24 protein-coding genes are annotated in these 23,293 nt (G+C 36.3%); 16 read left to right on the top strand and 8 right to left on the bottom strand.

What is annotated here, in order from left to right; all coding sequences use genetic code 11:
- The gene (locus KORDIASMS9_RS14975; protein WP_114903623.1) at positions 1–477 is read left to right on the top strand and encodes a sterol desaturase family protein; all 477 of its coding nucleotides are present in this window, start codon (positions 1–3) and stop codon (positions 475–477) included.
- Here the strand turns inward: KORDIASMS9_RS14975 and KORDIASMS9_RS14970 are convergent.
- Positions 454–1,032 carry a TlpA disulfide reductase family protein gene (locus tag KORDIASMS9_RS14970; RefSeq protein ID WP_114903622.1) on the bottom strand — a complete coding sequence of 193 codons (579 nt, stop codon included), beginning with the start codon at positions 1,030–1,032 and terminating at the stop codon, positions 454–456. The genes KORDIASMS9_RS14975 and KORDIASMS9_RS14970 overlap by 24 nt on opposite strands.
- 5 nt (positions 1,033–1,037) lie before the next feature.
- Entirely contained in the window at positions 1,038–1,457 is a 420-nt protein-coding gene (locus tag KORDIASMS9_RS14965; protein WP_114903621.1) for an OmpA family protein, read from the bottom strand.
- Between the two features lie 191 nt (positions 1,458–1,648).
- On the opposite strand from KORDIASMS9_RS14965, the gene KORDIASMS9_RS14960 reads away from it, so the two are divergent.
- A complete protein-coding gene (locus KORDIASMS9_RS14960; RefSeq protein ID WP_162819984.1) occupies positions 1,649–1,861 on the top strand; it encodes a hypothetical protein in 213 nt (70 codons plus the stop codon).
- 85 nt (positions 1,862–1,946) lie between these two features.
- Here KORDIASMS9_RS14960 and KORDIASMS9_RS14955 read toward each other — a convergent pair whose 3' ends face one another.
- The 4 genes from KORDIASMS9_RS14955 to KORDIASMS9_RS14940 form a co-directional block, all read right to left on the bottom strand.
- Positions 1,947–2,840 carry an anti-sigma factor gene (locus KORDIASMS9_RS14955; RefSeq protein ID WP_114903619.1) on the bottom strand — a complete coding sequence of 298 codons (894 nt, stop codon included), beginning with the start codon at positions 2,838–2,840 and terminating at the stop codon, positions 1,947–1,949.
- A gap of 301 nt (positions 2,841–3,141) precedes the next feature.
- Positions 3,142–3,804 carry a Crp/Fnr family transcriptional regulator gene (locus KORDIASMS9_RS14950; RefSeq protein ID WP_114903618.1) on the bottom strand — a complete coding sequence of 221 codons (663 nt, stop codon included), beginning with the start codon at positions 3,802–3,804 and terminating at the stop codon, positions 3,142–3,144.
- Positions 3,805–3,941: 137 nt separating this feature from the next.
- Positions 3,942–5,348, bottom strand: a complete 1,407-nt coding sequence (lpdA, locus tag KORDIASMS9_RS14945) for a dihydrolipoyl dehydrogenase (RefSeq protein ID WP_114903617.1) — start codon at positions 5,346–5,348, stop codon at positions 3,942–3,944.
- A 304-nt stretch (positions 5,349–5,652) separates the two neighbouring features.
- Complete coding sequence (locus KORDIASMS9_RS14940) at positions 5,653–6,111, bottom strand: Lrp/AsnC family transcriptional regulator (RefSeq protein WP_114905258.1); 459 nt, start codon at positions 6,109–6,111, stop codon at positions 5,653–5,655.
- Positions 6,112–6,269: 158 nt separating this feature from the next.
- On the opposite strand from KORDIASMS9_RS14940, the gene KORDIASMS9_RS14935 reads away from it, so the two are divergent.
- The 3 genes from KORDIASMS9_RS14935 to KORDIASMS9_RS14925 all read left to right on the top strand — a co-directional run bounded on the left by KORDIASMS9_RS14935 (position 6,270) and on the right by KORDIASMS9_RS14925 (position 8,328).
- Positions 6,270–7,484 carry an aminotransferase class I/II-fold pyridoxal phosphate-dependent enzyme gene (locus KORDIASMS9_RS14935; RefSeq protein WP_114903616.1) on the top strand — a complete coding sequence of 405 codons (1,215 nt, stop codon included), beginning with the start codon at positions 6,270–6,272 and terminating at the stop codon, positions 7,482–7,484.
- A gap of 208 nt (positions 7,485–7,692) precedes the next feature.
- Entirely contained in the window at positions 7,693–7,944 is a 252-nt protein-coding gene (locus tag KORDIASMS9_RS14930) for a hypothetical protein (RefSeq protein WP_114903615.1), read from the top strand.
- A gap of 132 nt (positions 7,945–8,076) precedes the next feature.
- Positions 8,077–8,328, top strand: coding sequence for a hypothetical protein (locus tag KORDIASMS9_RS14925; protein ID WP_114903614.1), 252 nt, complete (start codon positions 8,077–8,079; stop codon positions 8,326–8,328).
- A 39-nt stretch (positions 8,329–8,367) separates the two neighbouring features.
- Here the strand turns inward: KORDIASMS9_RS14925 and KORDIASMS9_RS14920 are convergent, their stop codons facing one another.
- Positions 8,368–9,402, bottom strand: coding sequence for a metal-dependent hydrolase (locus KORDIASMS9_RS14920; RefSeq protein ID WP_114903613.1), 1,035 nt, complete (start codon positions 9,400–9,402; stop codon positions 8,368–8,370).
- 108 nt (positions 9,403–9,510) lie between these two features.
- Between KORDIASMS9_RS14920 and nhaC the strand changes: the two genes are divergently transcribed.
- The 4 genes from nhaC to KORDIASMS9_RS14900 all read left to right on the top strand — a co-directional run bounded on the left by nhaC (position 9,511) and on the right by KORDIASMS9_RS14900 (position 12,489).
- Complete coding sequence (nhaC, locus tag KORDIASMS9_RS14915) at positions 9,511–11,001, top strand: Na+/H+ antiporter NhaC (RefSeq protein WP_114903612.1); 1,491 nt, start codon at positions 9,511–9,513, stop codon at positions 10,999–11,001.
- A gap of 206 nt (positions 11,002–11,207) precedes the next feature.
- Positions 11,208–11,849 carry a peroxiredoxin gene (locus tag KORDIASMS9_RS14910; protein ID WP_114903611.1) on the top strand — a complete coding sequence of 214 codons (642 nt, stop codon included), beginning with the start codon at positions 11,208–11,210 and terminating at the stop codon, positions 11,847–11,849.
- A gap of 18 nt (positions 11,850–11,867) precedes the next feature.
- Positions 11,868–12,176 (top strand): co-chaperone YbbN, encoded by a 309-nt coding sequence (locus tag KORDIASMS9_RS14905; protein WP_114903610.1) that lies wholly within the window; start codon positions 11,868–11,870, stop codon positions 12,174–12,176.
- A gap of 55 nt (positions 12,177–12,231) precedes the next feature.
- Positions 12,232–12,489, top strand: coding sequence for a hypothetical protein (locus tag KORDIASMS9_RS14900; protein ID WP_114903609.1), 258 nt, complete (start codon positions 12,232–12,234; stop codon positions 12,487–12,489).
- A 416-nt stretch (positions 12,490–12,905) separates the two neighbouring features.
- Here KORDIASMS9_RS14900 and katG read toward each other — a convergent pair whose 3' ends face one another.
- Positions 12,906–15,101 carry a catalase/peroxidase HPI gene (gene katG, locus KORDIASMS9_RS14895; protein ID WP_114903608.1) on the bottom strand — a complete coding sequence of 732 codons (2,196 nt, stop codon included), beginning with the start codon at positions 15,099–15,101 and terminating at the stop codon, positions 12,906–12,908.
- 213 nt (positions 15,102–15,314) lie between these two features.
- Between katG and tpx the strand changes: the two genes are divergently transcribed.
- The 7 genes from tpx (at position 15,315) to ribB (ending at position 23,160) form a co-directional block, all read left to right on the top strand.
- Complete coding sequence (tpx, locus tag KORDIASMS9_RS14890) at positions 15,315–15,821, top strand: thiol peroxidase (protein WP_114903607.1); 507 nt, start codon at positions 15,315–15,317, stop codon at positions 15,819–15,821.
- Positions 15,814–16,173 carry a diacylglycerol kinase family protein gene (locus KORDIASMS9_RS14885; RefSeq protein ID WP_114903606.1) on the top strand — a complete coding sequence of 120 codons (360 nt, stop codon included), beginning with the start codon at positions 15,814–15,816 and terminating at the stop codon, positions 16,171–16,173. Before tpx ends, KORDIASMS9_RS14885 begins: the two co-directional genes overlap by 8 nt.
- A gap of 93 nt (positions 16,174–16,266) precedes the next feature.
- Positions 16,267–16,467 carry a hypothetical protein gene (locus tag KORDIASMS9_RS14880; RefSeq protein ID WP_114903605.1) on the top strand — a complete coding sequence of 67 codons (201 nt, stop codon included), beginning with the start codon at positions 16,267–16,269 and terminating at the stop codon, positions 16,465–16,467.
- 282 nt (positions 16,468–16,749) lie between these two features.
- The gene (locus KORDIASMS9_RS14875) at positions 16,750–19,230 is read left to right on the top strand and encodes a DNA translocase FtsK (protein WP_114903604.1); all 2,481 of its coding nucleotides are present in this window, start codon (positions 16,750–16,752) and stop codon (positions 19,228–19,230) included.
- Position 19,231: 1 nt separating this feature from the next.
- Positions 19,232–19,870, top strand: coding sequence for an outer membrane lipoprotein carrier protein LolA (locus KORDIASMS9_RS14870; protein ID WP_205317997.1), 639 nt, complete (start codon positions 19,232–19,234; stop codon positions 19,868–19,870).
- A gap of 5 nt (positions 19,871–19,875) precedes the next feature.
- Positions 19,876–21,876, top strand: a complete 2,001-nt coding sequence (locus KORDIASMS9_RS14865) for an LptF/LptG family permease (RefSeq protein ID WP_114903602.1) — start codon at positions 19,876–19,878, stop codon at positions 21,874–21,876.
- A gap of 135 nt (positions 21,877–22,011) precedes the next feature.
- Positions 22,012–23,160, top strand: a complete 1,149-nt coding sequence (ribB, locus tag KORDIASMS9_RS14860) for a 3,4-dihydroxy-2-butanone-4-phosphate synthase (RefSeq protein ID WP_114903601.1) — start codon at positions 22,012–22,014, stop codon at positions 23,158–23,160.
- Positions 23,161–23,293: the final 133 nt, after the last annotated feature.

Raw genomic sequence — 23,293 nt, 5'->3', positions numbered from 1 at the left:
ATGACAACCTTTATTTGGATAGCAACTTTTTTAGGAACCTTTTGTATGATGGAATTCATGGCGTGGGCAACACATAAATATGTGATGCATGGTTTTTTATGGTCGCTACACAAAGATCATCACCATAAAGATCACGATTCATGGTTTGAACGAAATGATGCCTTTTTTATCTTCTATGCCGTCGTGAGTATGGGCTGCTTTTTCTTATGGAGATTTGACATTTTTTGGTATGGTTTGCCTATTGGAATTGGAATTTTCGCCTACGGACTCACCTATTTTTTAGTGCATGATATTTTTATTCACCAACGTTTTAAAATGTTCCGAAAGGCAGATAATTGGTATGCAAAAGGCATTCGTAGAGCGCACAAAATTCACCACAAACATTTAGGAAAAGGTGATGGTGAATGTTTTGGAATGTTGTGGGTTCCGATGAAGTATTTTAAACAAAAAAAATCACTCAGCAAGCGAAAAGGCTAACAATTCATCAATTTGGTTGCGAACGCTGGTACTATTCCAATTATACGCTCCAACTTCTTTCATGACAATCGTTCCTTGATCGTCAATTAAATACGTAGTAGGAATACTTGATGATTGCAGTTCTATTGGCTCTTTTTCTTTGCTGTAATACACAGGGAAATCATACGTATTCTTTTCAAGATACGCTTCAACGCTTTTCATTGTATCATTCGCCAAAAATACAAACGTAATTTTATCCTTATAATCCACATACAAATTGTTCAAACTTGGCATTTCTGCCACACACGGCGGACACCAAGTCGCCCAAAAGTTTACGAGAATGATATTTCCTTCCATTTCTTGAAAGTTTACAGGTTTTCCGTTACTATCTACCAAATTCCAATCAAAATCACTTATAACGACTCTTTCTGACACTTCTATATTAGTTGGGCTAAAGAATAACATTTTTGCTTGATTGAATTTTATTTTGACAAACGTTCCCACAGGCGTAAAAATGATCAATACAAGTACGACAACGAAAATAATATTGTACCAATGTTTTTTAGTGAGTTTCATAGGTGTTATTCTTTTTTAATAAGTTCAATCCGTTCATTCCATGATCTCCCTCTTGTATTTGGCATACTAGTCTTAGGACTAGTTTCTCCGAAACCTACTGTATTTAAACGACTAGGGTTAATTCCTCTTTTTACAAGCGCTTTCTTAATGATTATCGCTCTTTTTTGAGTTTTAATTAAATTATCGCTACTTTTTCCTCTCATTCCTGAATGCGATTCAATATTGTAAGTATAACTAGTAGTCTTTAAGATATTTGCAATTGTATCTAAAACATCAACTGATTCTTTTTTCAATTCAAGTGATATAGAACTTTTAAATTTCAATTGTTCAGCAAGTGCATCTATTTTTTCGGAATGATCTTGCGAAAAGACCTTTCCCACAAAAAAGAAACAACTTAGAATTAAAATAAAGTTTAGTTTTTTCATTCACTTAAATTTTATTCATGAAAGATACAAATTAGTCGTAAGTATTGATGAAACTTTCTCGGTAGAATATTTTCAAAAAGAATTTGCAAACCTAGAAAGAGATTCGTTTTCAGAGTACTTCTCGATACAATTTTTCTTCATCATATTCCGAAAAACCACTCGAAGTGACGTTCAGAAATGCTAAATTATATATGTTAAAGTTTAAATGTATTTTAAGAAGACAAGCGAAGCGATCCAAAAGCGAAGCGATCCAAAAGCGAAGCGATCCAAAAGCGAAGCGATCCAAAAGCGAAGCGATCCAAAAGCGAAGCGATCCAAAAGCGAAGCGATCCAAAAGCGAAGCGATCCAAAAGCGAAGCGATCCAAAAGCGAAGCGATCCAAAAGCGAAGCGACCAAAAAGTAACATTTCGACTGCGCTCAATGTAAAAAAAAACACGCTACCAAAACTGATAACGTGTCTTCCATCTAACGACAATTAATCATAAAGATTATCGCACAATTGTTCCTGTTGGAAAAGATGCCGCATTTAGGTTAAAATCGTTTGTGGCTGGTGCTGTATCGTTTCCAGCAGTTCCTACTAAAGGTTTTAGTAAAAATGGTGCTGGACTGTTATCTGGGCTCGGTTCTACAGAAATGACAACGGTACGTCCACGTACATCTATTGGGAAGGTAAAACCAGCTGGTGCATTGAGGAAAAAGTCTTCTCCTGGAATTGGAGGACCAACCGTATTTTCAGCGCCGCTAAATCCGTTAAATTCATCTACAGCTCCAAATGTGGTAAAAGTGCCTGTTGTTAAAGGACCTGTTCCATCAACCACAACCCAACCTTCGTATTTCCAACCATCCGCTAAAGGTGGTAAGTTTAAACCTGATGTTGGTGGCGCTCCTGGATTACCATACCAAACACCATATTGATCGTTTCCGTTATTTGCTGCGCCTGGCATTTCATCGGTAGGAGTTCTTAAAAAGAAAACACCCGAAGCGTTGTCAAAGTTTCCGTTGCTGGTTACAGGATCTAATCCTACAGTTGCGGTATTTCCTGAGAAATCTCCAGCTAATAATTTAGTTGCTGCTGGTGCAGGATCTGAATCAACTGCTGGCTCAATAGACAATACAAATGCCGTTGCGGAAGCTAATTGATCTGTGTTTACAGAAAAAGAAGTTCTTGACAAAGTTCCAGCATCGTCTACTGTAAAAGTTCCTGTGGTCACTGGACTTCCGTTGACGATAATCCAACCTTCATACACGAAGTCACTTCCAAGATTTTCTAATCCGTTTAAGTTTACATTTAGGTTTGATAATGCAACTGTGGCATCATCATCACTACTACATGAGACAGCGAAGCATCCGATCGCTATTCCCAAAATTAATTTTTTTATCATTGCGAGATTTTTTATGATTATGATACAAATGTATCGTAGTAAAATCACGTAAAATGTTAGCTAGCTAACACTTCTGAAAAAAATCGCATTTTATTGAAAAAAAGAATGGTTTTTAACAGTTCTTAAATAGTATTTTATAATTATTTTAACAAAATGTAAATCAATTACTTAAACATATTTATCTAAACTAAAAATACAACATAAAAAAAGAACCCAAAACTGTCATGATGTCATGCTGGTTTTGGGTTCTTTTTAAGCTAAAAAATTAGCGTTTTGAATCGTTTTTTAAATATCGTACTTTTTATTGAATGAAGCGAATTTCTTTGCGATTAAAATCAATAATTTTTGCTTCTTTCAATTCATTCATAATGATGTTTAATGTAGGACGCGACGTACCAATTAAGCTTGCAATATCTTTTTGAGTGTATGGATGCTTGATGACATTGTCGCCCGTTTTTTCACATTCATATCCGTACTCTTCGCAGAGTTCTTTTAGAAATTCTAACAAACGTGTTTTGGTATCTTTGAAGAGTAATAGTTGCAATCGACGCTCCAATTTTTTGATGCGAAAACCGATAAACTTATAAATCTTCAACGTAAAGGTTTGATTGCCGCGCATTAAATCGTGCATAGTGTCTACACCAATTGGGCAAATGGACGTAGCGTTGTCCATAGATTGTGCAAATTCATTTCGCTTCTCTTCGCCCAATATGGCTTTTTCACCAAACAATTCGCCTTTCGACAGAATGGATTTCACTACTTCTTCTCCATCTTCGGTGTAATAGCCTAATTTTACTTTTCCACTATCAATTAAATATACTTTCGTGGCAGAATCTTCTTCAAAGTAAATATAGTCTTGCTTTTTGTACGCATCAAATTCGTGCGCGTCTTTATACTTTTCAAATTTGTGCGGACAGAAGATATTAAAGAGATTGACATCGTTTAAATACCATACAGAATTCATAGTTGTGTTGATTACTTTTTTAAGACATTATCGAGACTGTTTTTGAGAAGTCGCATAAAAAAGTAAGAACTTACATTCACGCATAAAAAAACTCCAGCAAATTACTGGAGTTTTTAATGATTTTATATGTTACACTATTACACGTGCAAAGCTCTGTCTTCTGTAGCGGCTAAGGCTGCTTCTTTGATGGCTTCTGCAAAGGTTGGATGTGCATGCGACATACGCGCTACATCTTCCGCAGAAGCTCTGTATTCCATCGCAACGACAGCTTCCGCGATTAAATCGGCGGCTCTGGCACCAATCATGTGTACACCTAAGATTTCATCCGTAGTTGCATCAGCTAATATTTTGATGAAACCATCTAAATCCATACTCGCTCTACTTCTTCCCAACGCACGCATTGGAAATTGTCCTGCTTTGTATGCGATTCCAGCATCTTTCAATTCTTGCTCTGTTTTTCCAACCGCAGCAACTTCTGGCCATGTGTAGACAACACCAGGAATTAAATTGTAATCAATATGTGGTTTTTGTCCCGCAATAATTTCAGCTACCATCGAGCCTTCTTCCGAAGCTTTGTGTGCTAACATGGCACCTTTTACCACATCGCCAATGGCGTAAATGTTTGAAACATTGGTTTGCAAATGATTGTTCACTTCTACTCTCCCACGATCGTCCAATTTTACGCCAGCTGCTTCAGCGTTCAATCCGTCTGTATACGGACGACGTCCTACAGAAACCAAACAATAATCGCCTCTAAATTCTACTTCTTCGCCCTTTTTATTGTCTGCTTTTACCACAACCTCATCACCAACACGTTCCACAGATTTTACACCATGCGACGTAAGGATTTTGAATTTTTGCTTTTTAAATACTTTCGTGAGTTCTTTAGAAAGTCCCGCGTCCATTCCGCCAATAATTCGATCCGCATATTCAATCACCGTTACTTCTGAACCTAAACGCTTGTACACTTGTCCTAATTCCAAACCAATAACACCTCCACCAATCACAATCATGTGTTTTGGTATTTCTTTTAGTTTTAAAGCTTCTGTTGAGGTAATAATTCGTTCTTTATCGAGTGTGATAAATGGTAAGTTTGATGGTTTACTTCCTGTTGCAATGATGATATTTTTCGCTTCAATTTCTTCCGTAGTACCATCTTCTTTAGCAATAGCAACGTGTGTAGCATCTTTGAAGCTTCCCAAACCTTTGTAAACTTCAATTTTATTTTTGCTCATCAAGAAATCAATTCCTCCTGTGGTTTGATCTACTACAGCTTGTTTACGCGCAATCATCTTTTCAAGATTTACTTTTACCTCTCCTGAAATTTCGATTCCGTGTGTATCAAAATGCTTGACAGCTTCTTCGTAATGATGTGAAGAATCTAACAACGCTTTTGACGGAATACAACCTACATTTAAGCAGGTTCCACCAAGCGTACTGTATTTTTCAATGATTGCAGTTTTCATGCCTAATTGTGCACAACGAATGGCAGCAACATATCCGCCAGGACCAGAGCCAATTACGGCTACATCGTATGAATTCATATTCTTGATTTTAGAACTTTTTATTTTTTTGTAAGTACTACAAAAGTACAACTATTTTAGGGTTAGACAAGGCTTTATTGCTAGATTGTTAGACGCGCTTCGCTGTTAGATTTTTAGACCGCTATCGCTGTTAGATATTAGATTCGGCTTCGCCTGTTAGATTGTTAGACTCTTTCATACATTGCTCGCGTTTTCTTTGAAACTTCATTTTCAAATTGACACATTGGGTTAGATGTGCTTTGGTATTTTAGTCGATAAACTTTCGTTTGAAATTGTATGGACACATTTTCAAATTATCAAATCTTCAAATTGAAATCGCCGTCGTATGCTTTACTTCTCCAATGACAAAAATACTGTGCGTATTTCCAATGTTGGGAATTGCCGTGAGTTTTGTCACCATAAAATCACGATATCCTTCCATATCTTTCACCAATACTTTGAGAATGTAATCGTAATCGCCACTTACATGATAACACTCCAACACTTCTTCTAGTTTGATGATTTCACGTTCAAACTTCATCACAAATTCTTTAGAATGTTGCGTGAGTCGTACATGGCAATGCGCCAAAAAGTTTTTTGCAATGGCTTTTTTAGCAACCAATGCCACATATTTTTGAATGATTCCTTCTTTTTCCAGCTTTTTAATACGCTCATATACAGCAGTTACCGAAAGATTCAATTTGTTCGAAAGTTCTTTATTAGTTTGCTTGCTATCGTGTTGTAGCAATGCCAGCAACGTTTTATCGGTTTGATCAAGTTTCAACATGTAAAAAAATCTATAATTTGAATTTTTAAAAAGTAATTTCAGTTATTTATTCATTCAAAATATAAATTTATAGTTTTATTTTCTATTATTTAAATTAATACTTGATTTTTATTCACAATCGCAGCAACTTTGATTTGAATTAAAAAAGCAATCTCATGAAATTTAATCCCGCAAATAACATTCAAGATTTACAATATTTTGGCGAATTTGGAGGTGTAAATCCTTCCATTTCTGATGCTTCTACCTATACATTTCTTTCGGCAAAAACGATGTTTGATACGTTTGAAGGCAATGCCGATGGTTGCTATTTGTATTCAAGACATACTTCGCCAAGCAATTTGTATTTAGGGGAAGCGTTAGCCGCAATGGAAGGTACCGAAACCGCCAATGTTTCTGCTTCAGGAATGGGCGCTATTACACCTGTAATTTTGCAATTATGTAAAAGTGGCGATCATATCGTGTCTAGCAGAACAATTTACGGAGGCACGTATGCTTTTTTGAAAAATTTCACGCCGCGATTTCAGATTGAAACTTCATTTGTAGATATGACAAAACTGGATTTGGTAGAAGCTGCCATTACTCCCAAAACAAAAGTATTGTATTGTGAAGCTGTCAGCAATCCGTTGTTGGAAGTTGCTGATATTGCCGCTTTGGCAAAATTGGCAAAGAAGTACAATTTACAATTAGTGGTTGACAATACCTTTTCGCCATTATCAATTGCACCTGCAACATTAGGCGCAGATGTTGTCATTCATAGTTTGACAAAATTCATCAACGGCGCTAGTGATACTGTTGGTGGCGTTGTATGTGGAACACAAGCTTTTATTGATCAATTGCGCAATGTAAATGATGGCGCAAGCATGTTGTTGGGTGCTACGATGGACAGTTTGCGCTCGGCTTCTGTTTTGAAAAATTTACGCACATTACACATTCGCATGAAGCAACACAGTGCAAACGCCATGTATTTAGCTACAATGTTTGAAGCTGATGGTTTAAAAACGGTGTATCCAGGATTGCCATCACATCCGTCGCATGAAATTTTTAAAAGTATGATGAATACGGAATATGGTTTTGGCGGTATGCTAACAATTGATGTTGGCAGTATAGACAAAGCCAACGATTTAATGGAATTAATGCAACAAAAAAACTTAGGCTATTTGGCTGTAAGTCTGGGTTTTTATAAGACACTATTCAGTGCTCCAGGTACTTCAACATCCTCCGAAATTCCCGAAGAAGAACAAGTCGAAATGGGCTTAACTGACGGCTTAATTCGTTTTTCTGTGGGATTGGATCACGACATTCAACGCACGTATACAATTATGTGCGAATGCATGAAACAATTGAATATCCTGAAGCCAGTAATGGTATAGTTTTCAAAGTTTAGTTTAATTATGAGAAAAGGAACGCCTATTTGGATGTTCCTTTTCATTTTTATACTTACAAATACAAAAGAAATCACCTAAGTAGTTATACCTAATTTATAAGAAAATTATCCCTGATTACGGATTCCCGTAATTTTTACTGGCTGGTTTTAGTTATTATTGACTCCCAAATAGAACTAATACTAGAATTTACTGTATGCGTAAAAATGTTTACATATTACGAGAGCGAAGATCAAATGGAGAATTGCACCTCTTTTTAGCAAATCCAACTGATCAAAATGAATGTCAAGCACAGCAAAAGTCCGTTTGCGGACAAATGGATCTTGAAGAGGATTCTCGAACTATTTTTTCTTGTCAACCCGAAGATAGAGCGCGTACACAATGTGCCAAAATTGGGCGTGATGTGTGTACAACTTGCGTGAGTCACTTGTATATGGACAAAATTTAGTGAAAAGAATATATAAATTGTTGCTGTGTTTTTTCTTTTTTTCACTTTCGTGAGAATATATCATAGATCGGCATGCGCTTGTGTTAAGTAACTTTAAATTTTCAAGCACAACGGGTACATTAACCAAAATTTATGAGTGATACGCAACTTTACACACTAAAAGAAAATAGTACGGGACAATTGCACGTGTTCAAATCCAAAAAAGACGATGCTGGCGAATGCTTCACAGAAACCATGTCGGTTTGTGGTAAAATGCGCTACAATCAAACCATTAAGCACCATTTTGCATGTCAGACAGAAACATTCACACGAAAAAAGTTAGCCGAAATTGGAAGAAGCGTCTGTGGAACATGTGTGAGTCATTTGTATGGAGATTATAGTTGATAAGTGCTCACGAAAGTAAAGAAATAGTATACCAAAATACTATTTCCCTTTAATCCGTTTCCAAAAAATTCCAAAAACGTCACTCAAAGAAGTATCTTCATCAAATCTTGGGCCTTGAAATGGTTTCATATTGAGTCGATCGCCATCTTTAAAGATCTTAAATGAAAATACAACTGGTTTCCCATCACCTGTATTTACAGACGGATAGCGCAAATCGCTGTACGTAAACGTGCCATCTTCATTTTTTTCAATCATATAATAATTGTTGCTAAACCATGCCAAACATGCCAAATCTGAATTGGTTTTAGGGAGTAATTCATGATTTTTAGGAATCGTTTTCCAATCTGTAAACACATCTTTCGTATCAAACAGTGAATAAAAAGCCACATGAAAGTCGGTTTCAGTTTCGGCAATTCCATACCACAAAATATTATTTAAAATGCTGGCTTCTGTATTGTACCGCTGATAGTCAATTCCTTGTACAGCCAATGATTTTTCAAAAACGGAATTGATATAAAATTTATTACCAATCGTGAATAACATATACACAGAACTGATTCCTACACCGAGTTTTAACCACAGTTTTCGTTTCGGACTTCTTCGTTTGTAAAACATCAATACAATCAAACAAATTAGAAAAGGAAGTGTATACGCAGGATCAGCCACGGATATATTACTAAACGCCACTCGATAATCGCTAAATGGTAAAAATAGCTGCGTTCCGTATCCTGTAAAGCAGTCTAAAAGCGGATGCGTAAAGATAGATAGAAAAAACAGCCACGTCCAATCTTTTCGAGTGGTTGTGCCTTTTCGCTTGCCTTTATCGTATAGTTTAAACACTAAAAATCCAACCAAAAAAGCTGCTAAAATTGCAAAGAGCATCGAATGCATAAATCCTCTATGAAATAACATGGCGTCAATTTTGTTGCTGTAGAAGAGGTTTCCTAAAAACACATCTAAATCGGGAATGGTTCCGCCAATCGCGCCAAAAAGCAATGCTTTATTTCCGATCTTTTTTCCCATGGCAGCTTCTCCACAGGCAGCACCCAATACAATTTGCGTTAACGAATCCATAAATTAAACCAATTATAAGTTTGCAAAGGTACGCAACCAAAATGATTTGCATACTAGTTTACAAAATCGTAACATTACGCTAAGAAAAATAACTACACCAAAACTACTATGCAAAGTCAAGATATTAAGCCTCGAGAACCACAAGATGAAAACATTATAGAAAATAAAGAATTAAATATATGGGAAGCATTAATTCCTGTAATTGCTTTAGTTGGCATGTTATTTTATAATGTAAAATTTGCTTTTGGAGATGATGCTTTAAGCGGAAGTAATCAATTTATACTATTGCTAGGTGCTGCTGTGGCTGCTATTGTTGGGTTTTACAATAAGGTATCGTACAAACAAATGCTGGATGAAGTCGCTGAAAACGTAAAATCGACCACAGGCGCTTTGTTAATTCTTCTTTTTGTAGGATCGTTAGCAGGAACTTGGCTCATTAGCGGAATTATTCCTTCTATGATATATTATGGATTGCAAATACTAAATCCAACCATATTTTTGCCTGCTTGCGTGGTTATTTGTGCCATCATTTCTATTGCGACAGGAAGTAGTTGGACCACTTCTGCTACGGTTGGTATTGCTTTAATTGGTATTGGAAATGCATTAGGGATTCACGCAGGAATGACTGCTGGTGCGGTAATTTCAGGAGCGTATTTTGGAGATAAAATGTCACCATTGAGTGATACCACAAATTTAGCACCAGCAATGGCTGGCGGCGAGTTGTTTTCACACATAAAATACATGACGTACACCACAGTACCAACAATTATTGTAACACTAATTATCTTTATCATTATAAGTCTGTCTTTAGATGTTTCAGGAACAGCAGACACAAGCGAAATGTTAGCTTCTATATCAGCTTCATTCAATATTTCTCCTTGGTTATTTTTAGTGCCACTTGCGGTAATTTTCCTAATTGTGAAGAAAACACCACCATTAGTAGCCTTATTAATAGGAACGCTTTTAGGCGGAATTTTCGCTGTGATATTTCAACCCGAAATCGTAACAAGTATTGGTGGTGGCGACAGTTTAACCTTCAACAACGCCTACAAAGGCATCATGAATGCAATGACCATAGACACTGCTATTGAAACGCAAAGTGCAGAATTGAATGATCTCTTTAGTTCTGGTGGAATGAGTGGAATGCTGGGAACTATATGGCTCATTGTTTGTGCGATGGTTTTTGGAGGTGTGATGGATGCCATCGGAGCCTTATCACGAATAAGTAAATCTGTATTGAATTTATTTGACACCATTTTTGGACTTTTTGCAAGTACTGTAATTAGTTGTGTTGGATTGAACGTTTTAGCATCCGATCAATATTTAGCCATTGTAATTCCTGGTAGAATGTATAGAAAAGCGTTTGAAGATAAAGGCTTAGCGCCCGAAAATTTAAGTAGAACCTTAGAAGATTCTGGAACGGTGACGTCAGTTTTAATTCCTTGGAATACCTGCGGAGCATATCAATCAAGTGTATTAAATGTTGATACGTTTTCGTATGCTGGATATGCCTTTTTTAACTATTTAAGTCCATTTACCACACTTTTATTTGCTGCTTTCAAAATCAAAATCAAACAGTTAGCTACCAAAGCTGCCTAATTGAAAAAAAATCTATAAAAAAGCCTTGAATACACTGTAAATTTAAGGCTTTTTCTATTTTATAGAATTCATTGATACGCTCTTTTTATTGGTATAAACAATCTCTATTGCTTGATAAGATTTTAAAATTTTATTCCTTGAAAAGTAGCTCTTGTCTAGTTACTTTTGCCGCAATTAATAACATTAACTTTTAAACATAAATTAATATGGCTTTAGTAGGCAAAAAATTCCCAAACTTGAATGTAGATGCAATGAACGAAATGGGAGACACTTTCAAATTAAATGTTTTGGATGAAGCAGTAAACAACAAGAAAAAAGTAGTATTGTTCTGGTATCCAAAAGATTTTACATTTGTTTGCCCAACAGAATTGCATGCTTTTCAAGCAGCTTTGGAAGAATTTGAAAAAAGAAATACCATTGTAATTGGTGCTTCTTGTGATACTCCAGAAGTGCATTTTGCATGGTTAAATACAGAAAAAGATAACGGCGGAATTGAAGGCGTAACCTATCCGTTATTAGCAGATACAAACCGTAATTTATCAAGCATTTTAGGCATTTTAGATATTACAAACGAAGTATACGACGAAGAAACGGGAACGGTTCAAGTAGAAGGTGACAATGTTACGTACAGAGCTACGTATTTAATTGACGAAGAAGGAACTGTTTTCCACGAAGGAATCAACCACATGCCAGTTGGTAGAAACGTAAACGAATACCTCCGTTTGATTGATGCATACACACACGTGCAAGAAAAAGGAGAAGTGTGTCCAGCAAACTGGGAAGAAGGAAAAGAAGCAATGAATGCTAACAGAGACGGCGTTGCTGAATATTTAGCGACAAACGTTTAATTAAAAAATAAAAAAGCTATGGTTAAAGAATTAGATCAAGATAATTTACAAGAATTGGTTGCTGAACACAATACGGTTGTCGTACAATATTCTGCATCTTGGTGTGGAAACTGTCGCATCATGAAACCTAAAGTAAAAAAACTTGCCAAAGAGCTGGAAGACATTACTTTTATCATCGCGGATGCAGAAAAATTTCCACAATCAAGAAAATTAGCAACCGTAGACAACTTACCGACATTTGCTACGTTTAAAAATGGTGAATTTGTGAATCAAGTACAGACAAACAAGTTTGACGTTTTAAAGGAATTGGTAGACGGAGTTGCATAAATAGTACATTATGTATAAGATTCTCTTTTGCAAGGGAATAAAAATTAAATTTTAGATGAAATTACCTGTAATTAAACACTTAGTAGAATTTATTGCTGAAAATGACGAAGATTATGTCGTAGAAACAATTGAAACCTTGGAAGCAATGACGGAAGTTTCATCCTTAAAAGATGAAGAACTCGATGTAATTGGCGAATTGATTTCCAACATGTACGGCGCTATTGAAGTTCATAAAATGGAAAAAGAAGGAACGCCAAGAAAAGAAGCATTAAACGGTTTCATGCAACGTGTTATGGGTTCCATTGACACGTAATACCAATTCTACAGAACAAAAAAAGGTCATTTCGTTTGAATTGGCCTTTTTTTTGTACTAGATTCTTTATTGAAACCTTAGGTAAAAGAATTGCATAGATTATTCAAGATCTTGTTCTGTATTAACTTTCGTTTTTATTTCGCCTCCATAAATCATTTGAGGATTTTGAATTTCATGAGTTTTGAATTTTTCTAACATACTAATTTGGTTTTTAATATTAATAATTTAAATATACAATTTAAAGCTATCGTTCATCGGAAATATCAGTCTCTTTTGGTATGAATGGATACATTCACACGTAAATAGAACTCTGAAGGCTTTAATTTTAATTACCAGTTTAAAGTGTAAACTACAACTATAAAAAAAGAGCTATCGTATCCGACAGCTCTTTTTAAATATGAATAAAATTTAAGTTCTTATTTTAAATCAAATCTATCTAAATCCATCACCTTTGCCCAAGCAGCTACAAAGTCATGTACAAATTTTTCTTTAGCATCATTTGCTCCGTACACTTCTGCTACAGCTCTAAGTTCTGTATTCGAACCAAAAATTAAGTCAGTACGTGTACCCATATATTTAATTTGTCCATTTCTGCGGTCGCGCCCTTCAAAAGTTTGTTCACTTTCATCAGTCGCTTGCCAAGTGGTCGCAAAATCCAATATATTTACAAAGAAATCATTTGTCAAACTTCCCACAGTATCTGTAAATACGCCATGATTAGCTCCGTTGTAATTTGCATTCATGACACGTAATCCACCAACCAACACTGTCATTTCTGGAATGGATAACGTCAATAAGTTAGCACGATCTATCAAAGCATCTTCTGCCGCTACTTTTACACCAGATTTGATATAATTTCTAAATCCGTCTACTCTAGGCTGTAGATTATTGAATGATTCAACATCTGTTTGCTCCTGAGAAGCATCGCCTCTTCCTTGCGTAAAAGGTACTTTTACATCAAAACCAGCATTTTTAGCTGCTTGCTCAACACCTGTATTTCCTGCTAAGACAATTAAGTCTGCCATAGAAACTGTACCACTAAATGATTTCTGAATACCTTCTAAAGTATTTAAAACTTTATTTAATTCTACAGGGTTATTAACTTCCCAACTTCTTTGTGGCTCTAAGCGAATACGTGCTCCATTAGCACCTCCACGCATGTCCGAACCTCTAAAAGTTGAAGCCGAAGCCCATGCAGTTTTTACCAATTCAGAAACTGATAATCCTGCTACTGAAATCATTTTTTGTAAATTTTCAATATCAGCATCACTTAATGTATAATCTACTTTTGGAATTGGATCTTGCCAGATTAATTCTTCTTGCGGTACTTCTGGTCCTAAGTAGCGATCAATTGGTCCCATGTCACGGTGTGTTAACTTGTACCATGCACGTGCAAAAGCATCTTCAAACGCAGCATGATCTTCGTGAAAACGCTTCGAAATTTTTAAATATTCAGGATCCGTTTTTAGTGCAATATCTGCGGTAGTCATCATCAATTCCTGCGTCAAGTTGGCATCGCCGGCTCTTGGTGCAACACGTGCATTGGATGCCGCTGTTGGTGCCCATTGATGCGCGCCTGCAGGACTTTTGGTCAATTCCCAATCATAATTTAATAATACATCAAAATAATCAGCATCCCAAGTAGTAGGATTTGGTGTCCAAGGTCCTTCAATTCCACTAGTAATGGCGTCATCGAGTACTCCAGAGCCAAAAGTATTTTTCCACCCTGTACTCATTTCTTCAATTTTAGCTCCGTGAGGTTCTGGTCCTACAAATTCATCAGGATTTGCTGCTCCGTGGGCTTTTCCAAATGTATGTCCTCCAGCAACCAACGCCACTGTTTCTTCATCATTCATTGCCATACGTTTAAATGTCACACGAATATCATGTGCAGACTTCATCGGGTTTGGTTCTCCGTTAGGACCTTCAGGATTTACATAAATTAATCCCATGTGTACAGCTCCTAATTGATCTTCGAGTTCTCCTGTTTCGTAGCGTTCTTCGTTTCCAAGCCACTCATTTTCCATTCCCCAATAAATATCTTGCTCTGGTTCCCAAACGTCTTCACGTCCACCAGCAAATCCAAAAGTCTTAAAGCCCATAGATTCTAATGCACAATTTCCTGCCAAAATCATCAAATCTGCCCACGAAATTTTACGTCCATACTTTTGCTTTACAGGCCACAATAACAAACGTGCTTTGTCCAAGTTCCCATTATCTGGCCAACTATTTAAAGGTGCAAATCGGTGTGTTCCTGTTCCTGCGCCTCCACGTCCGTCTCCCACTCTGTAGGTTCCTGCACTGTGCCAAGCCATACGAATCATAAATGGACCATAATGCCCATAATCAGCAGGCCACCAATCTTGTGAATCAGTCATTACGTTGATAACATCTTGTTTTAATTCTGCATAATCAATGCTGTTAAATGCTGCTGCATAATCAAAATCTTTTCCCATAGGATTTGGATTGTTCCCATGCTGGCGAAGTATATTCAATTTCAATTCATTCGGCCACCAATCTCTGTTTGTAGTTCCACCACCAGCAGTTTTTCGTTTTGCCGCACTGAATGTATCGGTTCCATGTCCAAATGGACATTTGCTTTCATCACTCATAATTTTTTAAGTATTTAGGTATTGATTAATTTTTAGTATTTATAAAGTGCTATAAAGTTACTCATTAAAAACAAAGCAACCTATAAAACAAATTGATTGTTTTTATTTTGTGATAGATTTTTACTATGTTTAAGTTCTTAAAAAAATTAACTATAATTTACGATTTTTTAGGTGTAGAAATGTTAATTTTAAGGACTAAAAAATTAAATAACTATGGCCACAGTAACATTACATGGTACCGCTTTTGAAACTTCGGGAAGCTTACCAAATGTAGGAGATAAAGCTCCTGATTTCGCATTAGTAACATCAGATTTGAACACTAAAAGTTTAAACGATTATAAAGGTACTAAAGTTGTATTGAACATTTTTCCAAGCGTTGACACAGGAGTTTGTGCAACGTCTGTTCGAACGTTTAATCAAGAAGCAAGCGAGTTAGAAAACACCAAGGTATTGTGCATTTCGCGCGATTTACCATTTGCACAATCACGTTTTTGCGCCGCAGAAGGCTTAGAAAATGTAGAAACACTTTCTGATTTCAAAGATGGAAGCTTCGGAAAAGCCTACGGTGTAGATATGATAAACGGACCTATGGAAGCCTTGCATTCTCGTGCCGTTGTTGTTTTAGATGAAAGTGGAACTGTAACATATACAGAACACATTACTGAAATCGCAGAAGAACCTAATTATAAAGGTGCTTTGGAAGCATTATTAGATGATTAAATTCATTAAAGGAAGAATAAAAGGAGTCGGATATGCGTGTAAAGGCGCATATCTGCTCATTACTACTGAAGCCAGCGTAAAAACGCAGTTTTTTATTGGTATTCTAGTCACTATTGCTGGGATTTACTTCAAAATTTCTACCACAGAATGGATCGTTCAAACCTTAACTATCGGGTTGATCATGAGTTTGGAAGGAATCAATACTGCCATTGAAGAAATTGCAGACTTCATACATCCCGAACATCACAAAAAAATAGGACTCATCAAAGATTTGGCGGCTGGCGCCGTTTTTATCTTTGCCATCGCTGCCATTATAATTGGTTGCTTTATTTACATCCCTAAAATATTTTAAATCTACTTTTTACCTACAATTAATTCGGTAAACACAGCGATCGCCTTCCTTTTTTTCTTACCTTGTTGTATTATTAACAAAAACGAATACACCATGAAAAAAAGAGAATTAAAAAGTCTAGCATTAAACAAAAAGTCAGTTTCTAATTTAGACAACTTAGTAAAAGGAGGAATACACGAGCCTATTGATTCCCTAGTAAAACTTTGTGCCGACACAGGTTGTGTTGGTCCCATAAAACAAACTTGCGGAATTATCAACTGTGATTTACAAAGTAATATTGCTTGTGAAGCATAAAAAACAAGCGGGAGCAATCCCGCTTTTTTCTTTTCTATCAGTTCTTTTCTTAAAAATAGTAACTACTTCACTCCTACTTGCCATTTATCCTTGTATTTTACGGAAAAACGTTTCGCTTAAAGATTAATTTTAAATATCTTGCGCATTCAGCGTAATTTGCATTTTCGCTCGATAATCGAGATTTAAAATACGCTAAGGCTTGTCTCGATATTTTATTGTGAATTCCTTGTAACATCTTGTGGACTTGTCCCGAGATCGTTGACTATAAATAGTAATCTCTGAATGGCAAAGAAAAAAACCGTAAAAAAACCTAAAACAACAAAAAAGACTTCGAAAGGTTCAAAATTCAAAAAACCTGATTTTACTTTTACCCGACAGCATCAAATTATCTTGGGAAGTTTACTCATGTTGTTTGCAATAGCACTTTTTATTGCCTTTGCTTCGTATTTCTTTACAGGTGAAGTCGATCAAAGTGTGTTGGATAGTTCAGATGGAAATGTGCAAACACAAAACTGGATGCAACGTTTTGGCGCACGTATCAGTGACTTTTTTATCTACAGAGGATTCGGAATCGCCTCGTTTATATTTGCCAGCTTGTTATTTATGACAGGACTGCATATGTTAATGGATACGAAAAAGAAATTATTTCACAAATGGTTTTGGGGAAGTATCATTGTGATATGGTTAGCTGTCTTTTTAGGATTTTTCTTTGAATCCGCTCCAATTTTAGGTGGAACTATTGGTTTTGAAATCAACTCGTACTTACAAACTTATATAGGCAAAATTGGCGTTGGTTTGTTATTACTTTTTGGAGCGATCATTTACGCAGTACTACGTTTAAAGCTTACGCCAGAACATGTAGCTGACTATGTAAAGAAGAAAAAAACAGACCTACAAGAAGATTTTACCACAGAAGAAGCTGCCGCAAACACTACAGAAACTCCAAGCGAAGCTGAAACGACAACTGCTTCAGAAACACCTCCTACAGAAGAAATTGCTGAAACTTTAGATGAAACTACTTCAGAAAAGGAAGAAAAAAAGTCTGAATTTGAATTATCGGTTCAAAATTTACAACCAACCATCAAAAATCATTCGGGAACAGATCAAAAGAAAGACACAGCAATAAAAGACACTTCTTTCGAAGTAGAGATTCCAAAAGAGGAAGAAGAAACCGAAATTCAAGTCGAAAAAATCATAGAAGAAAAAACGGTCGCTGAAAATTTATCAGACAAGCTCGTCAAAGAACACGGAGAATTCGATCCAACACTCGAATTGGGCAACTTCCGTTTTCCAACCATTGAACTCTTAAAAGACTACACCAACGGAAGTTCAATTACGATCAATCAAGAAGAACTCGAAGAAAATAAAAACCAAATTGTAACCACGCTACGCAATTACAAAATAGAAATCGCCAGCATCAAAGCAACCGTTGGACCAACAGTAACACTCTACGAAATCATACCCGAAGCGGGCGTGCGTATTTCTAAAATTAAAAACTTAGAAGATGATATTGCGCTTTCCTTAGCTGCCTTGGGAATTCGTATCATCGCGCCCATGCCAGGAAAAGGAACCATCGGAATTGAAGTGCCAAACAAAAAACCAGCGATTGTTTCCATGCGTTCTGCCATTGCTTCCAAGAAGTTTCAACAAGCAGAAATGCAGTTGCCTATTGCATTTGGTAAAACGATCAGCAATGAAACCTTGGTCGTCGATTTAGCCAAAATGCCACACCTATTAATGGCAGGTGCTACAGGACAAGGAAAATCAGTTGGATTAAATTGTATTCTAACATCAATCTTATACAAAAAACATCCCGCTGAGGTAAAATTTGTATTGGTCGATCCGAAAAAAGTAGAATTAACATTATTCAACAAAATAGAACGTCATTATTTGGCAAAACTTCCCGATTCGGAAGAAGCCATCATCACAGACAATTCCAAAGTAATCAACACGCTGAATTCACTCTGTATTGAAATGGATCAACGCTACGACATGTTGAAAAATGCCTTGTGTCGTAACATTGTGGAATACAATGCCAAATTTAAAGCACGAAAACTAAATCCGAACGACGGACATAAGTTTTTACCATATATTGTATTGGTTGTGGACGAATTTGCCGATCTCATCATGACCGCAGGAAAAGAAGTAGAAACGCCTATTGCACGTTTGGCACAATTGGCACGTGCCATCGGAATTCACTTAATCATAGCAACACAAAGACCTTCTGTGAACGTAATCACGGGAATGATCAAAGCGAATTTCCCTGCGAGAGTTGCCTTCCGTGTAATGTCGAAAATAGATTCGCGCACGATTTTAGACAATTCAGGAGCCGATCAATTAATTGGCCGTGGTGACATGTTGTACACGCAAGGAAACGATTTAATTCGTATTCAATGTGCGTTTGTAGACACGCCAGAAGTAGAAAAAATTACAGATTATATTGGTGCGCAAAAAGCCTATCCAGAAGCCTTTATACTGCCTGAATATTCAGGGGAAGAAAGTGGCACAAGTCTTGATATAGACATTGCAGATCGCGACAAATTGTTCCGACAAGCAGCCGAAGTTATTGTGATAGCGCAACAAGGTTCTGCTTCCTTATTGCAACGAAAGTTAAAATTAGGATACAACCGTGCAGGACGTATTATTGATCAATTAGAAGCTGCTGGAATTGTAGGTCCGTTCGAAGGAAGCAAAGCACGTCAAGTGCTCGTTCCAGATATTTTAGCTTTAGAACAATTATTAGAAAACGAAAAAAATGGATAAAATGAAAAAATTAGTTTTAGTGTTCGTATTAAGTGTATTTACCGTTGGTGTAAATGCTCAAAATGCAGAAAAAGCAAAAAAACTATTAGAAGATGTTTCTGCCAAAGTGAATAGTTACGAAAACATTCAAATTGAATTCAAATACGAATTAAACAACAAAGAAGCAAACACCAAGCAAGAATCCAAAGGAAATGTTACCTTGGAAGGTGAAAAATATTTGCTCAACTTTTTAGGGTTCACCAAAATTTACGACACTAAAAAAGTATATACCATTGTTCCTGCTAACGAAGAAGTAACGATTTCTGACACCGAAGATGATGAAACAGGTTTATCTCCATCTGAAATGTTGACTTTCTACAAAAAAGGATATACCTACGCTTGGGATATTTTGCAAAATGTGCGCGGCAGAAAAATTCAATACGTAAAATTAACGCCAACAAATTCAGAATCAGACATTAAAACTGTTTTATTAGGAATTGACGAAAAAACTAAACACATCTACAACTTAATTGAAACAGGAAAAAACGGTACAATTACTACATTAACTGTTAATTCTTTTAAAACGAATCAGCCATTATCAAAAAGCTTATTTATATTTGACGAATCGAAATACGAGGACTATTATATAGATAAAAACTAGGCTACTTGAAAATACTAGATAGATACATACTTAAAAGTTATCTCTTAACGTTCCTTACCGTGTTTGTAATATTTATGTTCATATTCATATTACAAACCGTTTGGCTTTTTATAGGAGAATTGGCAGGAAAAGGCTTGGACGTGGAAATTATTTTTAAATTCCTACTCTACACCGCACCGAAACTAATTCCGCTCGTATTGCCGTTAAGCATCTTGGTATCTTCTATCATGACGTTTGGTCGTTTTGCAGAAAGCTACGAATTCGCCGCCATGAAATCCACAGGAATCTCATTGCAACGTGCCATGAGAAGTCTCACCATTTTTATTGTCTTATTGGGAATTGGAACATTCTTCTTTAGCAATAACGTCATACCGTGGTCAGAATTCAAACAATACAATCTTCGTAAAAACTTAGCCAAGAAAAAACCTGCATTAGCCATTGGCGAAGGTGTTTTTAATGATATTGGGAATATAAATATCAAGGTTGATAAAAAATATGGCGACAACGATCAATTGCTAGACAAAGTGATCATTCACCAAAAATCAAACGACAAGAAAAACCGCATTGTCATCAAATCGAAAAACGGCGAACTAAAAAGCAGTCCCGACTCTGATATTTTGCAAATGGTATTGTTTGATGGAAATCGCTACGAAGATGTAAAATCTACTGATCCAAAAGCGATCATGCGCCAACAACACGCCAAAGTTTCGTTTGAAAAATACATTATGAATGTCGATTTGCGCGACATCAATAAAGTAGATTTGGAGGATGAAAGTTACAGCACATACAAAATGTTCAAAGTGCAACAACTCAATGATACAATCGCTTCCTTTGAACGCAAATACGATCAAGAAAAAGTTGGTTTTGGAAACAACATGTACAAACGTACCGGAATTGTCATCATTGAAAAAGATACCACCAATCGTGTGCCGTTAGATTCTATCAAAGCCACCGACAATCTATTGGATGTATTAACACTCAAAAACAAAAAGCGCGCGTTAGACATTTCCATTACCAATATCAAAGGACGCCGCACCACGCTTGACAATACGCAAAATCGTTTCAAGCGCATGGAGAAAAAAATAAATCATCAAAAAATATACTTACACGACAAATTTGCCGTTGCCATTGCCTGTATCATTCTATTCTTTGTGGGTGCGCCTTTAGGAGCCATTATTCGTAAAGGTGGAATTGGCTTACCAATGGTTATTGCCATCTGTTTATTTTTAGCCTATCACTTTATTGGCATCTTTGGAAAAAACAGCGCGGAAGATGGCAGTATTCCTCCGTGGCTAGGAACGTGGCTTTCTACCCTAATCATGCTTCCGTTGAGTATTTACTTTACACGAAGAGCCACGTCCGATCAAGGATTGTTCAGTTTTTCTTTAAAAGGATTCTTTGTAAAACTCACAGAAGAAGAGGATGAAGAAACTGATGTACTTCCCGAATTAGCAGAGATCACTGAAACTGATAGAGAAAGTACTGAGAAATTTAAAGCATTAAGTAATACTAGATTGATGAATGTCGTAAAAAGATATCGTCAGTTTAATTATACTGAAGGCGAGCGCAGTTTAGCAATTGGTATTTTGGAAGAACGCGGTATTTCACAACGTAGGTTAAAAGTATTAGGCTTTTTTGAAAACGTGCAATATGATAAAGCGGATAGCAGCCATAAAAAGTTTTTTAATACATCAAAGCTAACCTTCTTATATTATATTATCTCATCGATCTTTGGTGGAGCAATTCCAATTTTATTAAACAATGTAAAAATGGACGATTGGCTTATTGCAATTTTATTTGCTGTTTGGATAATTTCGTTACTATTTTATCTGTATAATTTTATAAAATCATTTTTCCACTTACATGATCTATCAAAAGCCTTAGGTGATGAAGGTGGTATCAACAACACAGTTCAAATTATATACTTTATTGGAATTCCTATTTATTTTATCATGTACTTTTTTATTAAGAATAGAATAAAACAAGCACTTGATAGCATTGAATAATTACAAAATATACACTTTTACGCTACAAAAATGATATTCTCATAAACTGTGTATATAGTATGATCAATCTTTCGCATTCTTTATTCTAATTTTTTTCACAAGAATCCCTATTTTTGCACTAAAATTATACAACTCATGACATCAACTACAAAAGTGAAACCAACTACACAATTAGACAGCATTCACGAAGCTATTGAAGACATCCGACAAGGAAAAGTAATCATTGTAGTTGATGATGAAAATCGTGAGAATGAAGGTGATTTTTTAGCGGCGGCTGAAATGGTGACACCAGAAATGATCAACTTTATGGCAACACATGGTCGCGGATTAATTTGCGCACCGTTAACGGAAAATCGCTGTAAAGACCTGCAATTAGGCATGATGGTGAGCAACAACACCGATCCGATGGAAACGGCTTTTACCATTTCGGTAGACTTGAAAGGAAACGGTGTAACCACAGGAATTTCGGCTTCCGATCGTTCCAAAACAGTGCAAGCATTAATTGACAAAAACACACGTCCGTTCGATTTAGCACGTCCTGGACATATTTTTCCGCTCAAAGCGAAAGAAGGTGGCGTATTGCGTAGAACTGGTCATACAGAAGCGGCAATTGACTTTGCCCGTTTGGCTGGGTTGCAACCTGCGGGTGTGATTGTAGAAATCATGAATGAAGACGGAACCATGGCGCGTTTGCCACAATTGCTAGAAGTTGCTAAAAATTTCGATCTTAAAATAGTTTCAATTGAAGATCTGGTTGCCTACCGAATGGAACACGATTCGTTGATTGAAAAGAAAGAAGATTTCAACGTACAAACACGTTTCGGCGATTTCCGATTGCGTGCATACCAACAAACAACCAACAATCAAATTCATATTGCGCTTACAAAAGGAAGTTGGACTTCGAATGAACATGTATTAACGCGTATCAACTCTACCTTGGTAAACGATGACATATTAGGAACATTGACCAACAACGCTGATAAGAAGCTAGATGACATGTTCCGTTTGATCAATGAAGAAGGTAAAGGAGCCATTGTATTCATCAACCAAGATCACAGTTCGTTGAATTTATTGCATAGAATCAAAGAATTGAAAGCTTTGCAAAACAACGGCGAATACAAAGCACCAAAGATAAAAATGGATTCCAAAGACTTCGGAATTGGAGCGCAAATACTTCACGACATCAATATTAGCAAAATCAAATTGGTAACGAATACACATCAAGAAAAACGTGTCGGAATGATTGGCTACGGTTTGGAGATTGTGGATTATGTTTCTTATTAAGATCGCTTGTTGTTAGATATTAGACCGCTCCGCTTTTAGATGCTAGATCGCTTTGCTTTTAGACCGCGCTACGCGCTTTTAGACTTTTTTGTTTTTTTGTTTGTGCTAAGTTTTTGAAGCGTCTTTACGAGAA

It is taken from the genome of Kordia sp. SMS9, from assembly GCF_003352465.1.
GTDB lineage: Bacteria > Bacteroidota > Bacteroidia > Flavobacteriales > Flavobacteriaceae > Kordia.
Note: the sequence above shows the minus strand (reverse complement) of the source record. Positions and strands in the feature narration are given on the sequence as shown.

Bases quoted from the DNA above. Each gene is read 5' to 3' on its own strand.
- KORDIASMS9_RS14920 (WP_114903613.1), bottom strand. From the start codon at position 9,402: ATGGATTCGTTAACGCAAATTGTATTGGGTGCTGCCTGTGGAGAAGCT.
- ribB (WP_114903601.1), top strand. From the start codon at position 22,012: ATGACATCAACTACAAAAGTGAAACCAACTACACAATTAGACAGCATT.
- KORDIASMS9_RS14900 (WP_114903609.1), top strand. From the start codon at position 12,232: ATGAAATTACCTGTAATTAAACACTTAGTAGAATTTATTGCTGAAAAT.
- KORDIASMS9_RS14875 (WP_114903604.1), top strand. From the start codon at position 16,750: ATGGCAAAGAAAAAAACCGTAAAAAAACCTAAAACAACAAAAAAGACT.
- nhaC (WP_114903612.1), top strand. From the start codon at position 9,511: ATGCAAAGTCAAGATATTAAGCCTCGAGAACCACAAGATGAAAACATT.
- KORDIASMS9_RS14870 (WP_205317997.1), top strand. From the start codon at position 19,232: ATGAAAAAATTAGTTTTAGTGTTCGTATTAAGTGTATTTACCGTTGGT.
- KORDIASMS9_RS14960 (WP_162819984.1), top strand. From the start codon at position 1,649: ATGTTAAAGTTTAAATGTATTTTAAGAAGACAAGCGAAGCGATCCAAA.
- KORDIASMS9_RS14970 (WP_114903622.1), bottom strand. From the start codon at position 1,032: ATGAAACTCACTAAAAAACATTGGTACAATATTATTTTCGTTGTCGTA.
- tpx (WP_114903607.1), top strand. From the start codon at position 15,315: ATGGCCACAGTAACATTACATGGTACCGCTTTTGAAACTTCGGGAAGC.
- katG (WP_114903608.1), bottom strand. From the start codon at position 15,101: ATGAGTGATGAAAGCAAATGTCCATTTGGACATGGAACCGATACATTC.
- KORDIASMS9_RS14885 (WP_114903606.1), top strand. From the start codon at position 15,814: ATGATTAAATTCATTAAAGGAAGAATAAAAGGAGTCGGATATGCGTGT.
- KORDIASMS9_RS14905 (WP_114903610.1), top strand. From the start codon at position 11,868: ATGGTTAAAGAATTAGATCAAGATAATTTACAAGAATTGGTTGCTGAA.
- KORDIASMS9_RS14975 (WP_114903623.1), top strand. From the start codon at position 1: ATGACAACCTTTATTTGGATAGCAACTTTTTTAGGAACCTTTTGTATG.
- KORDIASMS9_RS14950 (WP_114903618.1), bottom strand. From the start codon at position 3,804: ATGAATTCTGTATGGTATTTAAACGATGTCAATCTCTTTAATATCTTC.
- KORDIASMS9_RS14955 (WP_114903619.1), bottom strand. From the start codon at position 2,840: ATGATAAAAAAATTAATTTTGGGAATAGCGATCGGATGCTTCGCTGTC.
- KORDIASMS9_RS14910 (WP_114903611.1), top strand. From the start codon at position 11,208: ATGGCTTTAGTAGGCAAAAAATTCCCAAACTTGAATGTAGATGCAATG.
- KORDIASMS9_RS14925 (WP_114903614.1), top strand. From the start codon at position 8,077: ATGAGTGATACGCAACTTTACACACTAAAAGAAAATAGTACGGGACAA.
- KORDIASMS9_RS14935 (WP_114903616.1), top strand. From the start codon at position 6,270: ATGAAATTTAATCCCGCAAATAACATTCAAGATTTACAATATTTTGGC.
- lpdA (WP_114903617.1), bottom strand. From the start codon at position 5,348: ATGAATTCATACGATGTAGCCGTAATTGGCTCTGGTCCTGGCGGATAT.
- KORDIASMS9_RS14930 (WP_114903615.1), top strand. From the start codon at position 7,693: ATGCGTAAAAATGTTTACATATTACGAGAGCGAAGATCAAATGGAGAA.
- KORDIASMS9_RS14880 (WP_114903605.1), top strand. From the start codon at position 16,267: ATGAAAAAAAGAGAATTAAAAAGTCTAGCATTAAACAAAAAGTCAGTT.
- KORDIASMS9_RS14965 (WP_114903621.1), bottom strand. From the start codon at position 1,457: ATGAAAAAACTAAACTTTATTTTAATTCTAAGTTGTTTCTTTTTTGTG.